Origin of the sequence: uncultured Gimesia sp. (assembly GCF_963972345.1) — a bacterium.
In the GTDB taxonomy this organism is placed as follows: Bacteria; Planctomycetota; Planctomycetia; order Planctomycetales; family Planctomycetaceae; genus Gimesia.
Genome location: NZ_CAXAVM010000042.1, coordinates 26,134 through 41,693 on the forward strand (window position 1 = coordinate 26,134; position 15,560 = coordinate 41,693).

The following is a 15,560-nucleotide window of genomic DNA, read 5'->3' on the forward strand; positions in this document are numbered from 1 at the left end:
AATCGCGAGAGGATCGGATTCAGATTTCACATTTGGGAAAGGAAACCCAGAATGCTTGTGTTATCACGCCGCGCAGATCAGAAAATTGTGTTCCCCTCAATCGGTGTCACAGTCAAACTGCTCAAAATCAATCGGGGAGTCGCTAAAGTCGGAATTGACGCCCCACGCGATCTTCAGATTCTTCGTGAAGAAATCCCTCACACCAAATTACCATCGCCGCATGCTGATGCCTCGGCTGGTTCGACCAGGGCTTCAGACCGCCATGAATTACGAAACCGTTTGAATGCAGCCAAACTGGGCGTGCATCTCGCACGTCGTCAACTTCATTCCGGCGATACTGAGAAAGCAGCTGATACACTCGACTTCGTGATCGACGGCTTTCGCAAAGCAGACGATCTGATGTACGCCATGCAGACCCGACGCCAATCAGCCCTGCTGGTAGATGACGACTGCAACGAACGAGAACTGCTGGCAGCATATCTGAAAACATTCGGCTTTCAGGTTGAGACAGTGGGCAATGGATCGGAAGCGTTAGCTTACCTGGAAAACCATGCATTACCTGATGTCGTCCTGATGGATATGGTGATGCCTGTCTGCGATGGTGCCACTGCGATCAAGTCGATTCGCGAGACTCCTAAAATGCGGGAACTGAAAGTCTTTGGAGTCAGTGGCACAGAACCGAGAGACTCTGGTGTGTCAGTCGGTCCTGCAGGCGTGGATGGCTGGTTCATGAAACCCCTCGATCCGGAAGAACTGCTGGGCTGTATCCGGTCTGCCAATCTTTCCGCATCGGTCACACTCTAACCTGGTGGAGTGGCATTTTAAATTTTGGGTTGATAGCTATCACGAGCGTGCGACAACGGAGCACGTAAACAACAACCCCAACCCTCAACTTATATATAGGCAAAGCACTGGCAACGCTCTTGAAAGCGAGCCGGAAATCAACGCAGGGAACAGGGAACCTGCGTCTCAGGGATCCTGAAGTTGTGCGATAATCCGCGTGGATTCAATCCTGATCGCTGTCTTTGTCTTCATCGTCTGGTGTCCCCTGCAGAAGACTTAGCAGTCGATCCAGATTGAGCGGTTTGACCAGGTACTCGTTGAAACCTGCCTGACAGGCCTCCTCGATGTCGTCGGTCTGACCATAGCCGGTGAGCGCAATCAGAAATATTTCCTCACCCAGTTTGCTCCTCACCTGACGGGCAATATCGTAGCCATGCATGATTGGCAAGCCGAGATCAATCACCGCGGCATCAGGGGGAGACTGCAATATCGCCCGCAAACCTGCTTCACCATCTTCGGCTGTCCTCACATCGTAGCCTTCTACCTTCAACAGTGATTGTAACATCTCACGATTGTCCTGCTGATCTTCGATGACGACTACCTGCTCAATTTTTTTATACGGTTTCTGCTTGAGCGTTTTTGAACCGCCGGGAAGTTGGACCTCGGATTCGACTTCCTCATCCACCGTTTTTTTCGGACTACCGGAAAGTAAAGGGAGCCAGATAGTAAACTCACTCCCCTTTCCGATCCCCTCGCTTTTCACCTGAATCCGACCATCGTGGCCATCAATGATAAATTTGACCAGCGACAGCCCCACGCCCATGCCGCCATCATGATGGACCCGCGTTTGATGCGACTGTTTGAAGGGTTCGAAAATGGTTTTCATCATCTCCTCGGAAATCCCTTCCCCTTCATCAGATAACTGCAACAAGGCGGAATCACCTTCGGACGAGACTTTCAACCTGATTTCTCCATTCGGATTCGAATACTTGATCGCATTGTCCAGCAGATTAATGATGACCTGTCGCAGGCGATCAGGATCTCCATAAACGGGAAACGGCCCCTGATCCAGTTCCACGACCAGGTTCTGTCCCTGACGATCAATCAGAGGCTGCATGGATTCAATTGCTTCCTGTATGGAATTGCGCAGGTTCATTCTCTGTCGGCGCAGCTCCAGTTTGTCCTGCGTCATCCGTGAAACATCCAGCAAATCATCCAGCAGATGAGCCATGTGGGCAGCCTGCCTTAAGATCACCGAGATTGTCTTCTTGACGACCTCCGGATCATTCTGCTTTGTGCTCAGTAAATGCGATGCACTATAGACCGCGCTGATCGGGTTGCGCAATTCGTGCGACAACATGGCCAGGAACTGCTCTCGATTTTTCACCGCCTTTGAAAGGGAATGCTGGGCCTGCTTAATGACGTTGATGTCAATTAATGTCAGCACCACCCCTTTCATTTCCCGCTTTGAGCGGTAGGGCAGGACACGCATATACATCCAGCGACCTGTATGATCCTGAACCTCTTCCTCCAGGACTTCTCCGGTCTTCAGCACACCACGGATGTCACGAATCAGCCCTGGCCGATCAATATGATGCGCAAAACTGTCAATACATCGCCCTGTATCCTGGGACATCAGTTTAAACACCTGACCGATTTGCGGCGTAAATTTACGAATACACAGCTCCTGGTCCAGAAAGATGGTCGCCACGTCGGTGCTCTCCATCAGGCTGTCCATATCCGAAGTCATATCCGTCAGATCATTGATCTTATTCTGGTATTCTGCATTGACCGTGTATAACTCTTCATTGACGGAATGCAATTCCTCATTGGTACTTTGAAGTTCCTCGTTGGAGGCAATCAGCTCTTCATTAGCCGCCTGCAGTTCTTCATTGGACGTCTCCAGCTCTTCCACCGTGGCCTGAAGATTCTCCTTGCTGTGTTGCAGTTCGATTTCAAGAGTATTGATTCGATCCTGTGAAAGACGCTGCGAACCAATCTCTTCCGCCGAGACTTCCTGGACGGGCTGTTGTGTACTACTCGTAACACCCATGCGTTGAAATGTCACCAGTAACTGCTGACTACTGGCATGTTTGTTTTCCACGGGCTCGACCGTGACGTTATAAATCCCCTCTGCACTTCCTGAATTGACTCGCAGACCTCGATAACGCACCGGGACCAGTTCATTTTTAGTGCTCTGAATGGCTCCCAGCAGGGCCGTCCGTAAATCATCTTCAAACAGATCCAGCACATCATGGCTCGGGCGACCTTTGCGGATCTTCATGAACTGCTCGGCCTCACCAAAGACATGCAGTAATTCGTGTCGATCATTAAACAGGATCGCCGCCGGCATATGATTCGCCAGAACCCAGTCATAAGCCCCCATCAGACTGGCATCCGGCAGGTCTCGTGACTTCAGTGGATTGCCGTTTCCCTGCATGCCATCAATTTTGGTGGAGGTCAGATGGGTGTGCGTCAAAGGACCTCGAATGTCCGCCGGCAAACGGATATCCCGCCGCTTATGATACAGCTTCCAGTGACCATCAATCACATCGAATTCATCGATCAGTTCTCCCGGGGATTCACTGGGCCCCAGCAGCAGAATCCCCCCGGTTTTCAATCCAAAATGAAACAGCGACAATGCCCGTTTCTGTGCGCGGGGCTGAAAGTAGATCAGCAGGTTTCGGCAGGAAATCAGATCCAGTTTTGTAAAGGGGGCATCCCGCAACACGTTATGCGGGGCAAAGACGATCATTTTACGCAGATCCGGATCCACGGCAAAACCGTTCCGGGTCCGCATGAAATAACGATTGAGACGCGACTCGGACACCTCTTTAAAAGACTCTTCCTTGTACTTCCCCGCTCCTGCCAGTTCTAATGATGCCTTATGCACATCCGTTGCAAAAATCTTGACATTCACCGGGCGATTCAACGCTTCCAGTTGCTCATGAAACAGGATCGCCAGTGAATAAGCTTCTTCCCCGGTTGCACAGCCGGCGACCCAGATGCGAATTTCTTCATCCCGCCCCCGCTTGCTGATGATATCCGGGATGATTGTTTTCTCCAGCTTTTCGTAGGCTTCCGGGTCCCGAAAAAACCGTGTGACTCCGATCAGCAGATCCAGGTACAGCGAATTCAATTCCTGCGGATCGCTGCGAAGATGTTCTGCGTATTCATTAATGGAATCGAACTGCTGCATCAGCAGTCGACGCTGAATCCGCCGGCCCACGGTACTCGCTTTATAGTGGGAAAAATCGATACCATATTCACTGTGCAACAAACCGAAGATCAGCTCCACGCCTTCATCAATCGGCTTCATCTTCGTGGAGTCTGAATTGCCACTTCCATCTTTAAACGTCACATGCTGCAGGATCGCATCGGAAATTTCACCGGGTTTCAGAATCAGATCCACCACTCCCGTTTCTCGCGCGGAAAGGGGCATTCCATCGAACTTCGCTGTTTCGGCACTTTCACAGATCACCAGGCCACCGGCTTCATGCACATTGCGAATTCCCCGCGATCCGTCGCTGCCACTGCCGGAGAGAACCACCGCGATTGCCTGTGCTCCCGCTTCCTGTGCCAGGGAACGAAAAAAATGATCGATGGGTAACGTCAGCGTTTCTTTTGGCTCTTTATCACGCAAGCGGAAACGACCATCGGCGAGAATCGCTTCTTTCTTCGGGGGGATCAGGTAAATCCGATCCGGCGAAATTGCCAGGCCATCTTCCGCCTGCTGAATGGGGATCTGCGTGCGGCGGGCCAGCAGTTCATCCATTACACTCTTGAAATCGGGAGACAGATGCTGCACTACCACAAAAGCCATCCCGCTGTCGACCGGGACTTTTGCAAATAATTCTTCGAGCGACTCCAGACCGCCTGCCGAAGCGCCTACACCGACAATGGGAAATCCGAGAGTTTCATTGATTGGTTTCGCATCCCTGACACCCTCTTCCAGCCTGGAACTGTCTTCGATATCCATAACCTCTGTCCCATCTCTCTGAGTCGATGATATAAACCCGCTCTGTTATGATTGTTACACTGACTCCCCAAGCGTCAAGCCGACCATTTGTCATGTAAATATTCTGATTCATTCAGCAAATCAGATCATTTCCACATATAGCAGGCCAATCTGTCGGATCGTTATGCAGTTTTGTCGCACCCGTAGAGAGAAAGCCCCTTCGATTCAGTTTAGTCCCTGTATTCAGCACTGCACCGTATCCTGATTTTGCGAACAACCAGAGTCTGATCACGACAATGAGACTGGCCGTTTTACGGGAATATGTCCAAAGCCATTTGGACCGAATACATTCGTTCGAGAAACACGAAGGTCAAATGCGATGCGTTCTAAGATGTCACCGCGGAACTGATTTCTCTCTGTTCTCATACCTCACAGGTGCAACAACGCACTGAGATTTCATGCAAGTGCAACATTCCGCTGATCATGAAACAACCGAACAGGAACTGGAATGCAACCGTTGACTTAACACGATTCTGTAACAGAATCCCGTTCCGCAGGATTTGTCGCTTCTACTTAAATAGTGTAGACTGCGTGCAGAATCCCGGGAGAGTGCCTCGTTTTTCACTCCGGGATGACAGCGAACACCAGACGAAATTAACTGTTTATCAGCCGGAAACAGATCCCCGCGCATCTGAATTCCGTTGAATGGAATGGATACAATCAGATGAATCAGCCGGATGAACCAACAGAAAACCTGGCAGTCGAACAGCCTGATGCCTGGGAACAGCTGGAGCAGATCGTCGCCGCCGGAGACCCGGATGCCGCCCATACGTTTCTGAAGGAACTCCCTCCCGGCGAAGATGCGCGAATCATGGCGCAGCTGTCGGAGACGGAGCAGCATGAGTTTATCGCTTTGCTGGATGATGAAAACGCCGCACGGCTGATGGAGTCGCTGCCGGAGATGCAGGCCGGTCAACTGCTTTCCAGCTTGCCTCCCGAACAGGCCGCTCACATCTTTGACGAGATGAACAGTGACGAGCAGGTCGACCTGCTGGATCAGCTCACCGAAGCCCAGTCGGAAGCCATCCTGGAAGAGATGGATCCGGAAGAAGCCGAGAACGTTCGTTTTCTGTCCAAGTACAATCGGCTTTGTGCCGGGGGCTTGATGATCACCGAACTGCTCTCCTTCCAGGAGACGGAAACGGTGGACGATGTCGTTTCCGATCTCCGTAAGAATGCCGAGAAGTACGCCGAGTACAACGTGCAATATATTTATGTCATCAACGCCGATCTGCAACTGGTGGGCGTACTGCGACTCCGCGATCTGCTGATGGCACCGCCGGGCCGCAAGCTTTCCAGAATGATGATCGCCAATCCACACAGTTTTCCCGATATGACCCCGCTTCAGGACCTGTTGCATTTTTTCGATGCCCACCCGCTGTTTGGTCTGCCTGTCGTCGATGAAAACAAGGTCCTGGTCGGCGTCGTCCGTCGCGAAGATGTCGAAGCCGCCAGCGAAGAACTGGCTGGAAAAACGTTCCTGCGATTCGCGGGGATTATGGGCGGGGAAGAACTCCGCAGTCTGCCTCTCAAAACGCGCAGCGCGCGGCGTCTGTCGTGGCTCAGTATTAATATCCTGTTGAATATCGTCGCCGCGAGTATCATCGCCATGTACGAAGAGACGCTCTCCAGCGTGATCGCGCTGGCGGTGTTCCTGCCCATCGTATCCGACATGAGTGGCTGCAGCGGTAACCAGGCCATCGCGGTCAGCACGCGCGAACTCGTGCTCGGCGTCATTCGCCCCAGCGACTGGCTGCACGTCTTCCGCAAGGAATTCGGACTGGGAATTGTCAACGGCCTCGCACTCGGCATTTTACTGGGAGGGGTCGCTTATATCTGGAAAGGCAATGCCTACCTGGGCCTGGTCATCGGCGGCGCGCTGGCGTTAAACACGCTGATGGCGGTCTGCCTGGGTGCGTTGATTCCCCTGCTGCTGAAAGGCTTCAAAATGGATCCCGCCCTCGCCTCCGGCCCGATCCTGACCACCCTCACCGACATGTGCGGCTTCTTCCTCGTCCTCTCCTTCGCCCAGGCCCTGCTCCCCTGGCTGATTTGAGAAGCAGAAGAAAGGCTGAATACAAGCAAGTCGGAAGAAATCCCGATCACAATCTCAACATCCAGAAAGATTTGTTTTTCGTTCTGAGTCCAGATAAAATTTGTTCTGTTGTTCTGAATGTTCTCGAGAACATAACGAATCCAAAACATCGCGGTTTTAAATCTGGATCACCAGTGTGAACGAAGAAGTCCGGAAAGCCATTCAGGAATTGAACGATCGCAATCAGCGGATCACAGAAATCCTGGATCTGCTGGGAACCCGTTTCAGCAATTCCGAAGCTGAAGTTGATCACATCCGTAAGTTGACCAGGAGCCTGCTGATCGATCTGGAAATAGACGCCAAAGCAGGTAAAGCGGTTCGGCGTCCCAATGGCATTCCCAATCCATGCCGGGAAGATTTTGTTCCTCCCGCCTACCAGGCATATTGGGTCCTGTATTTTCAACTCGATCTGGAAAAGCACCCTATTGAAAACAACTGGCCCGAAGCCCTCTCCATGGCCCAAATTTTTCTTGAGAGCGAACTGATGTTCCTGGAGCACCGCAACCAGGGTTCATAAACAGCAGAGAAAAAGAGCCGCCGAGGAGAGTCGAACTCCTGACCTGCGCATTACGAATGGATGAAGACGCGCCAACTATAAACCAACCAGACACCAACCGCTAATTATACAGGCGTTTGGTGTCTTTTCTTTTTGTCCGGCTGACTGTTAATGAGTGGTTGATTGGCATTTGGATGCGGGTGCAGGTGACGTTTTTGGAGACACTCACTATTCACACAACTATTTTAATTATTGAATGCCGATTTTCTTCAGACAGAATATCATTCCCAGGTAAAATCCGACCATCACCACAGTCGAAATCCCGAAGCTCGCACTAAAGCCGACGCCTTTTTTCAATAGGATCGGCAGTAAAACAAAGAAGGAGAGCGAAGGCAGGACCAGCCAGAAGATATTTCGGGACAGTTCAGAGACTTTGTCAGTATTCCCCGTATCGATGTAGAGCCAGATCATGCCCAGGAAGGAGACCAGCGGCAGAGAAGCGAGGGCACCGCCTACTAGAGAACTGCGTTTGGAGATTTCGGATACCGCGACCACCAGTAACGCTGTTAAAGCAATCTTAAAAAAATAATACATGGCCTGCTATCCCCTTTCAGTTGTTGATGCGTGGCGCTCAAGTCCTTCTGTGCCCCCTCTGGCCACCGCTAGAGTGATTTACAAAAGCGATGACCAGCCAGGAGACCAGATACTTACGGGGCAAATTATTCCTGGAACTCGCCCTGTGAGGGTTTACCATCAATTTCGCCCAGCACGGTTCCGGCAAAGTCAGCGACATTGCCAATCCCGGGGTCAGTTCCGACAAATTTGGCAGCTTTCCCATCTGTCGGATCCTGAGGGACCATTTTCACGGTCATCGCAGGCACTACTTTTCCTTCTGCGGTCTTTGTTTCCTTGATCGACAGTGTCAGCTCTTTCGCGGCAACCGGTGCAGGAGATTTCTCATCTGCTCCCAGAAAGAGAATCGTACATTCATGCCTGGGGTGATCGACTGTGAATTCCGCATGGTACTTACCCAGATCAAAGACGACCCCGCCATTCGGGCCGGTCCCATGCGAATGAGCATCGGCATGGCTCTCTTCTGTCTGTGCTGCTGGCGGTGGAGTTGTCTCCTTCGAAGCAGAGTCTGTGCTGCCTTTATCTGCACAGCCTGTCACAAACAGAGCAGCAAACAGTAAGCCAGAGATTTTCAAGTTCTTCATTTTGTTTTCCTTTTCTTCTTCAGAGAAATCAATCAAGAGTTTTGTTGTGAAGCAGCCAGCAGCAGTTCTTCGTCAGAACATTCACTGCGGACCAGTCGTTCGGCGTCCTTGCCCGAGAATTTCCAGAACAGTCCGGGGTGGATAAAAAATTCACAGAAAGTAGAGGTCACCAGTCCTCCCAGGATGACGGTCGCTACCGGGTAGAGTATTTCCAGTCCCGGTTTATTGCCACCAACCACCAGCGGGATGAGTGCGATCCCGGCTGTCAATGCAGTCATCAGCACCGGAGCTAACCTCTCCAGGCTGCCCCGCAGTACCATTTCGGGTGAGAATGCTTCGCCTTCTGCTTCCATTAAATGGAAATAATGTGTTACCAGCAGAATACCGTTACGGACGGCAATGCCGCCCAGCGACACAAAGCCGACCATGCTGGCAACCGTGAGAGTCTGGTCTGTTATGACCAGCGCGAAGACCCCTCCAATGAAAGCCATGGGTATGGCATTCAGGATCTGAAACGTGATCCGGGCAGAGGGATAGAGCATCATCAGTACAATAAAGATACCGGCAACAGAGACGGCAGCCAGAATCGTAATCAGGAGTGTGGCAGAACGCTGTGCTTCAAACTGCCCCCCGAACTCCACAAAATAGCCGGTGGGCAAGTTAACCTGTTCACGCACCTGTTTTTCAATCTCAACCACGGTGCTGGCCAGATCGCGTCCTGATACATTACAGCGGATTGTTTGTCGCCTGCGGACATTTTCGCGGTTGATCAGATTGGGTCCACTGGCGGAAGCAGGGAAGTCTGCCAGTTCCCGCAAACGGATCTGTCCTCTGTTATCGGGAAGTTCGAGTCGCAACTCCCCCAGATTATACGGGTCAGATCGATACGGTTCGTCGAGTTTGATGACCAGGTCGAATCGCCGCTGTCCCTCCAGTACCTGCGAGACCGCTTCCCCCTTTAATGCGGTCTCCACAAAATCAGCAACATATTCGCGACTCAGCCCAAAGAAGGCCAGCTCGTCCGGCCTCAGAACGACATGCAGTTCATCGACCCGTTCCTGGGGATCGATAATGGGCGGTGTCACACCGGGAATGTCGGTGATCGCATCGCGGACGTCTCCTGCCAGATCGCGGAGTTTATCCAGATCGTCTCCATACAGCTTGATTCCGACCTGTGCTTTGACTCCGGACAGCATATGACTGATGAGGTGAGACAGCGGCTGTTCCGCTTCAATCCCCACTCCGGGGACATTCGTTTTCAGATCGGAGAGCAGCGTCTCCAGAAATTTGTCCCGCTGGTAATCTGCCTCCGGATTCATTGTCAGGATATATTCTCCGACGTTGACCGGTTGGGCATGCTCATCACGTTCAGCACGACCGGTGCGGCGGAAAAAGTGTAAAATCGGACCGCTGGGATTGTTCTTTGACTTCTGCATTTTCACCAGTTGGGCATCGATCAGTGAAGACGCTTCATTTGAAGCTTTCAACGAAGATCCTCCCGGCAGGGTAACGTTGATCTGCACACTGCCTTCATCGAATTTCGGAAGAAAGTCTGCTCCCAGTTTGGAGAGTTCCCAGACACTGACGCCAACCAGGGCCCAGGTCAGAATCAGTAAGACTCCTGCCCGCCGCATACTGAACCGGATCAGAAAACCGGCGCCCCATTTCAGTATTCGCAACAGACGCCCATCCTGATGATCGTGGGTAGCTTTGGCCTGGGGCAGCAGGTAATAGGACAGCACGGGTGTCACACTCAGCGAGACCAGCAGAGATGCCAGGATGGAAACAATATAGGCCACTCCCAAAGGGACAAACAGACGCCCTTCCACTCCCGATAAGGCAAACAGGGGCATGAAAGCGAGCACTACTACTGCGGTTCCAAAGATAATCGCAGAACGGATTTCCCGGCTGGCGTCAAAAACGACAACAATGGCAGGTTTCGGATCAGGACTTAAGTTGTTTTCTCCCAGGCGGCGAAAAATATTTTCTACGTCTACAATCGCATCGTCGACGAGTTCACCAATGGCGACCGCAATTCCTCCCAGAGTCATCACATTGATCGAGAGTTCGACGCCCGTGATCAGACCGACGATCCGGAAAACGAGAGTTGTGATAACCAGCGATAAAGGGATGGCCGTCAGTGTGATGAACGTCGTACGCAGATTCAGCAGAAACAGGAACAGCACGATCACCACGAGCACAGCACCAATCACCAGGGCTTCTTCGACATAGTAAATGCCCCGGTCAATAAAGCTTTTGAGTTTGAACAGCTTCGTATTGATGACGATGTCAGCGGGCAGTGACACCTCCGCATCCTGTAACGCAGCCATCACGTCGTCAGTCAGTTTTCTGGTGTCTGCGTGGGGCTGTTTGACAATCGTAATGACGACTCCTGCCTGTCCATCAATACTCGCATCACCCCGTTTCGGAGCAGGTCCTTCTTCGATTCGCGCCACGTCATTCAGCAATACGGCACGATCCCCGTTCATTTTGACGGGAGCCTTGCGCAATTCTTCCAGCACATCATTCGTCAGCGCCCCCAAGCGTCCAATGACCCTTACCGGACGTTCTGTCTGGCCGCTAAGGATAAATCCGCCACTGGTATTCAGATTGTTTGCCTGGACCGCAGCCTCTACCTGCTGCAGCGAAACGTTATATTCCTGCAGCTTGATGGGGTCTACCAGAACCTGATACTGTTTTTCATCGCCTCCCATGACTATGACTTCTGCAATGCCGCTCAATTTGAGTAATCGCGGTCTGATGAGCCAGTCTGCCGTGGTACGCAGGTCCATCCGTTCTTCCAGGGGAGTCGGGAACACGACGTCATAGGATCGTTTATTCCAGACAAATGAAACCTGCCTGCCGAGATCTGCCGGTTCCCAATCTGGATTCTGAACCTGCACTTTCTGCCACAAGTCGGGATCGTTGCGATTCACTGGATTCCAGACAGTCAGGACAGGCTTTCCCTCTTTACCGGTACGTTCCGCCAATAAGCCTGTCTGTCCAATCGGCGTCAGCGTTCCTCCTTGCGGTCCTTTGCGACGATGAACTCCTACATGTAGAATCTGCCCCATAATGGAGGCCTGGGGAGTCATGATCGGGCGGATGCCCGGTGGCATGGGGACGTTTGCCAGGCGTTCCGAGACAATCTGCCGGGCATAGCGTGGTTCAGTCTGCCAGCTGAACTCAATATAAATGACGTTCATGCCCTGGCTGGACTGGCTGCGAACATCTTCGACTCCGTTTGCTCCCAGGATGGCTGTTTCGATGGGATAAGTGATCAGGGTTTCGACCTCTTCCGACGACATGCCGGGGCACTCTGTCAGAATAACGACGCGCGGGCGATCAAGATCGGGAAAAACGTCGATGGGCAATGTGGTGGTCAGGTAACCGCCGTATGCCAGGATGACAATACAGGCAGCCAGCACCAGGCTGCGATGGGTCAACGAAAGTCGGATAATGGAATTAAGCACGGCGTTCCCCTATTTCCCTTCATCTTCGTTTTTATGAAGACTGCCGTCCGCGTGGATGTGGTAGCCTTCCGGCAGGTCATCCCCGGAAGATGATTTCAGCATGCGGTTCAACTGTTCGGCAGATCCCTGGACAACAAACGAACCGGGAGTGAGCGAGCCATCATTGGCAATAACGGTATGCCGTCGATCTCGCTCCAGCACCCGTACCGGTTTCCGATTGAAGGTGTTGACATTCTGGGTGAAGACATAGGCCTCTGCGCCTTCCCGGGCAACGGCGTCTGCCGGAAGAACGAATACGTTGTCCAGTTTTTCTATACGTATCAACAGACGGACTTTCTGACCGGGACGAAAACGCCAGAGAACCTGAGTCTGTCCATCCTGATTCACAACGCGGGACTGATTTTCCAATGGCATGCGGAATGAAAAAGTACGATTTACCGGATCGATCACATTCGAGAGGTATTGAATCGGAAACCGCTGATTGACGGCGGGCCAGTCAGAAGAAGCGTGTTCCTGGAAGTCGACTTCAACCAGCCATCCTTCTTCCACACTTCGTTCCAGCAGTTGCGTTTCATCCCGAAATGCACGCCCTTCGATCGCTAACATCCGATGGTTTGCCAACAGACACAACATCTGGCCTGTTCTGACCTGCTGTCCCAGATCAACCTTGCACTCCTGGACCTCGAAGGTCAGAGACTCTTCCCGTTTGACTGTATCCCCTGTTGACTGCATCTCGACAGAAGCTTTCGGAGAGCCGGTTTTATCAGTTTGATCGGGAACAATAATATTTAGCTCTTTGACGAATTTTCCCGTCGCGATTTCGCTCAACTGCTGAGTTGTAAACCCCCGGCTCAGCAATTCCTGTCGATAGCCTTTGATGGCTGCATTCAGTCGCTTTATCTCATTGGCGACTTCAATAATCAACGAGCCGGGAACAGCCCCTGCGGAAGCTTCCAGCCGCTTCTTTTTGGCTTCCGCCAACGTGATGTTCTGAGTGTCTTTAAACAGATTGGTCTGAGTCTGCTGTAACGTTTCACTGAGAATACGGATGGTATAAAGCACTTCTCCTGGGAGGACGGTATCACCCGGGTAATAATTCATTTTTTCCAGAACACCGTCGACGGGTGAAATGACTCCCCGATCACTGCGCCCGGGCCGATCCACAACCATTCCCGGAACCTGTAGTGTTTTCCAGTAGGTCTCGGGCAGAACAGATTTGACCTGCAGCCCCAGATTGGAAATCGCCTGATCGGAGAGGACGATCTTTTCCTGATCTGGAGCTTTTTTATTATCGGCCTGTTTCGTAGCCGCTGCCTGACGGCGCGAATTATCAGACGGTTTTTGCATTAGCAGCGGCATCCAGTGATCGCGCAATAGAAATCCTGCTACGATCAACACAACGAGAGCGATCCCCAGAGTGGGCTTTATCGACTGACCAGATATCTTCATGACTGTCCTTAATGCGTTCGCGGCTCGGTACGGTTATTTTCCGTTTTCTCCGTGTCGCGAGATCAGCTGGCATCAGAAAATGAGATATTTTCCGACGACAGAGTGGACAATGGATTGTGAGAACTTTTCGCTGCTTTACGGGAAAAATGCCCCGGATAGCAGTGAAAAAGACTTGACGCCAGAAGCAGAGGCAGGACAACCAGTCTCTGGATTAAGACTGTTGCCGCCTGTTAAGTCATGCTTAGATCAGAATTGCATGATGGCGGAGAAAGAGTGGCGAATCGGGATCGGGAGGCGCGCAGTCCTGCCCAAGCCAATCCGGTCCGGAAGCGGGAAGCGTTTCTGAAAATAGATCGGTCCCGGTTTCGTTCCACTGGAACGGGACGATCATATCTATCCTGATGTTGGATCGTGTTCCAGTCGTGAGATCCGAACTGTTCAGATAAACGGCAGAGGAATCGTGATGAAACGGGGATTCCAATTGATCGGAAGTTTGCCTGTCACGATTCTGCTGAGAGTGATTCTCATGTGCGTGGCAGTGACCTCCATGTGAATGAACATGCCCATGCTGTCCCTCAGCGGAAGGTGTATTAATATGAATATGAGGGCGTAAGTTGTGCCCTGCAGGTTCGTTACCAGCGTGCGAGTGCCCGAATGTAACTGACTGCGTCAGCAACACAAACGGCATCAGGAGCAGGGACACGATTCTACGATACATATTCATGGATTCCGAGAAAGACGAGACTTTACACTGATTCTAGCATTCAGATCAGTAAAGTCCAGATCCAGTCACAACAATCTAAACACACTTAAGCTGTGGCGGAATTGAAAAGAAGGGCTGACAGCAAACAATTCGGGGGAAGAAAAAGAGCCGCCGAGGAGAGTCGAACTCCTGACCTACGCATTACGAATGCGTTGCTCTGCCAACTGAGCTACGGCGGCGTTGAGATTCAGCTTGTCACTGATAGATTCCTCAGCCTCGGCAGAGGTTCGCCGGGCGGGAATCGTGGGGAGCCGGTTCCGGAAATGGGTTCCCGAACCGGGCTCTGGCGGTAGCATACCCCCTTTTTTCGGTTTACGAAAGGATTCGACCCGTTTTTCGTCTCCGAAAACCTGAATTCTCAGGCAGGTTTGACGCCTGTAATGACTGCCAGCCTGCTGTGAGAGCGACCGCAAAGTCTGTCAATGCTGTCAGCAACTGAAATCGGTTCAGGGACAAGACTTCAGATCGATGCGTGTTTATCCTTGCTGTCTGCGCGGGGGTTAGCCACAATCGAAGGAGAATGATTCCTACCCAGATTATCCAGCCGGAGAAAACCCATGCACAAACTGGCGACTGCCTGCCTGCTACTGACTGCACTGCTTCTGTCCCCTGCCCTCCTGTCAGCCGCCGATCCCCCGCTCGAATTTGAAGGCGTCACCGAAAAACATGTGATGATCCCCATGCGGGATGGCGTCAAGCTCTCAGCGTATCTGTATTTTCCCGACGGGAAAGGCCCCTGGCCGGTGTTGATGGAACAACGGTATGCCAGCCTGCGGAGTAAAGGGGGGCGGCTCTCTTTTGCTGAAATGGCCTCGCACGGTTATGTCGTGTGTGGCGTCAACTTCCGTGGCTCGCAGTTGTCTGAAGGAACCTGGGTCGGCTATCGCGATCTGCAGTGGGGCGAGAAACGGGACGGCTACGATGTCGTCGAGTGGCTGGCAGAACAGCCCTGGTCGACCGGTAAGATCGGCACCTTCGGCAGTTCGCAGGCCGGTTATGCACAGAATTATCTGGCGGTCACCCAGCCACCTCACCTGGTCTGTCAGTTCATGATCGATACCGGCCTCAGTCTGTACGATGAAGGTTATTTCATCGGCGGCGCTGCGAAACCGAATCGCTTCAAAGGGATGGATGCGGTCAGCCGCGTACCCGCCCACAACCGGGCGCTGATGAAAGAATGGTTCTCGCATCCCGACTACGATGACTACTGGAGAGCGGAAGATGCTTCTCTGCATTTCGACAAGATGAATGTTCCCTGCTTTACCG

The 15,560-nt window shown here is 52.2% G+C and carries 9 protein-coding genes and 1 tRNA gene; 4 read left to right on the plus strand and 6 right to left on the minus strand.

The genetic code is table 11. The features are described 5' to 3' along the window. Window positions 1-51 precede the first annotated feature (51 nt). On the plus strand, window positions 52-804 hold the full coding sequence (locus AACZ40_RS09685; RefSeq protein WP_291168731.1) for a response regulator: 753 nt from the start codon (window positions 52-54) through the stop codon (window positions 802-804). A 202-nt stretch (window positions 805-1,006) separates the two neighbouring features. Here the strand turns inward: AACZ40_RS09685 and AACZ40_RS09690 are convergent, their stop codons facing one another. Continuing rightward, window positions 1,007-4,762 (minus strand): chemotaxis protein CheB, encoded by a 3,756-nt coding sequence (locus AACZ40_RS09690; RefSeq protein ID WP_291168732.1) that lies wholly within the window; start codon window positions 4,760-4,762, stop codon window positions 1,007-1,009. Between the two features lie 703 nt (window positions 4,763-5,465). Between AACZ40_RS09690 and mgtE the strand changes: the two genes are divergently transcribed. Both mgtE and AACZ40_RS09700 read left to right on the plus strand, forming a co-directional pair. Then, entirely contained in the window at window positions 5,466-6,857 is a 1,392-nt protein-coding gene (gene mgtE, locus AACZ40_RS09695; RefSeq protein WP_291168734.1) for a magnesium transporter, read from the plus strand. A 175-nt stretch (window positions 6,858-7,032) separates the two neighbouring features. Then, window positions 7,033-7,413, plus strand: coding sequence for a hypothetical protein (locus AACZ40_RS09700; RefSeq protein ID WP_291168736.1), 381 nt, complete (start codon window positions 7,033-7,035; stop codon window positions 7,411-7,413). A 228-nt stretch (window positions 7,414-7,641) separates the two neighbouring features. Here the strand turns inward: AACZ40_RS09700 and AACZ40_RS09705 are convergent, their stop codons facing one another. From AACZ40_RS09705 to AACZ40_RS09725, 5 genes are all read right to left on the minus strand, one after another. Then, window positions 7,642-7,986: a DUF3147 family protein gene (locus AACZ40_RS09705; RefSeq protein WP_291168738.1), complete on the minus strand. Its 345-nt coding sequence runs from the start codon at window positions 7,984-7,986 to the stop codon at window positions 7,642-7,644. Between the two features lie 125 nt (window positions 7,987-8,111). Further along, the gene (locus tag AACZ40_RS09710; RefSeq protein WP_291168739.1) at window positions 8,112-8,609 is read right to left on the minus strand and encodes a hypothetical protein; all 498 of its coding nucleotides are present in this window, start codon (window positions 8,607-8,609) and stop codon (window positions 8,112-8,114) included. Window positions 8,610-8,641: 32 nt separating this feature from the next. Continuing rightward, on the minus strand, window positions 8,642-12,082 hold the full coding sequence (locus tag AACZ40_RS09715) for an efflux RND transporter permease subunit (protein WP_339674252.1): 3,441 nt from the start codon (window positions 12,080-12,082) through the stop codon (window positions 8,642-8,644). 9 nt (window positions 12,083-12,091) lie between these two features. Beyond that, a complete protein-coding gene (locus AACZ40_RS09720; protein ID WP_291168741.1) occupies window positions 12,092-13,531 on the minus strand; it encodes an efflux RND transporter periplasmic adaptor subunit in 1,440 nt (479 codons plus the stop codon). Between the two features lie 869 nt (window positions 13,532-14,400). Continuing rightward, window positions 14,401-14,473, minus strand: a tRNA-Thr gene (locus AACZ40_RS09725). Window positions 14,474-14,851: 378 nt separating this feature from the next. Here AACZ40_RS09725 and AACZ40_RS09730 point away from each other — a divergent pair. Continuing rightward, window positions 14,852-15,560 (plus strand): CocE/NonD family hydrolase (locus AACZ40_RS09730; RefSeq protein WP_339674256.1); only part of this gene is annotated, 709 nt, incomplete at its 3' end.

What these genes read in the sequence shown, in the direction of transcription:
- AACZ40_RS09685 (WP_291168731.1), top strand. Translation starts at nt 52, where the DNA reads ATGCTTGTGTTATCACGCCGCGCAGATCAGAAAATTGTGTTCCCCTCA.
- AACZ40_RS09690 (WP_291168732.1), bottom strand. Translation starts at nt 4,762, where the DNA reads ATGGATATCGAAGACAGTTCCAGGCTGGAAGAGGGTGTCAGGGATGCG.
- mgtE (WP_291168734.1), top strand. Translation starts at nt 5,466, where the DNA reads ATGAATCAGCCGGATGAACCAACAGAAAACCTGGCAGTCGAACAGCCT.
- AACZ40_RS09705 (WP_291168738.1), bottom strand. Translation starts at nt 7,986, where the DNA reads ATGTATTATTTTTTTAAGATTGCTTTAACAGCGTTACTGGTGGTCGCG.
- AACZ40_RS09710 (WP_291168739.1), bottom strand. Translation starts at nt 8,609, where the DNA reads ATGAAGAACTTGAAAATCTCTGGCTTACTGTTTGCTGCTCTGTTTGTG.
- AACZ40_RS09720 (WP_291168741.1), bottom strand. Translation starts at nt 13,531, where the DNA reads ATGAAGATATCTGGTCAGTCGATAAAGCCCACTCTGGGGATCGCTCTC.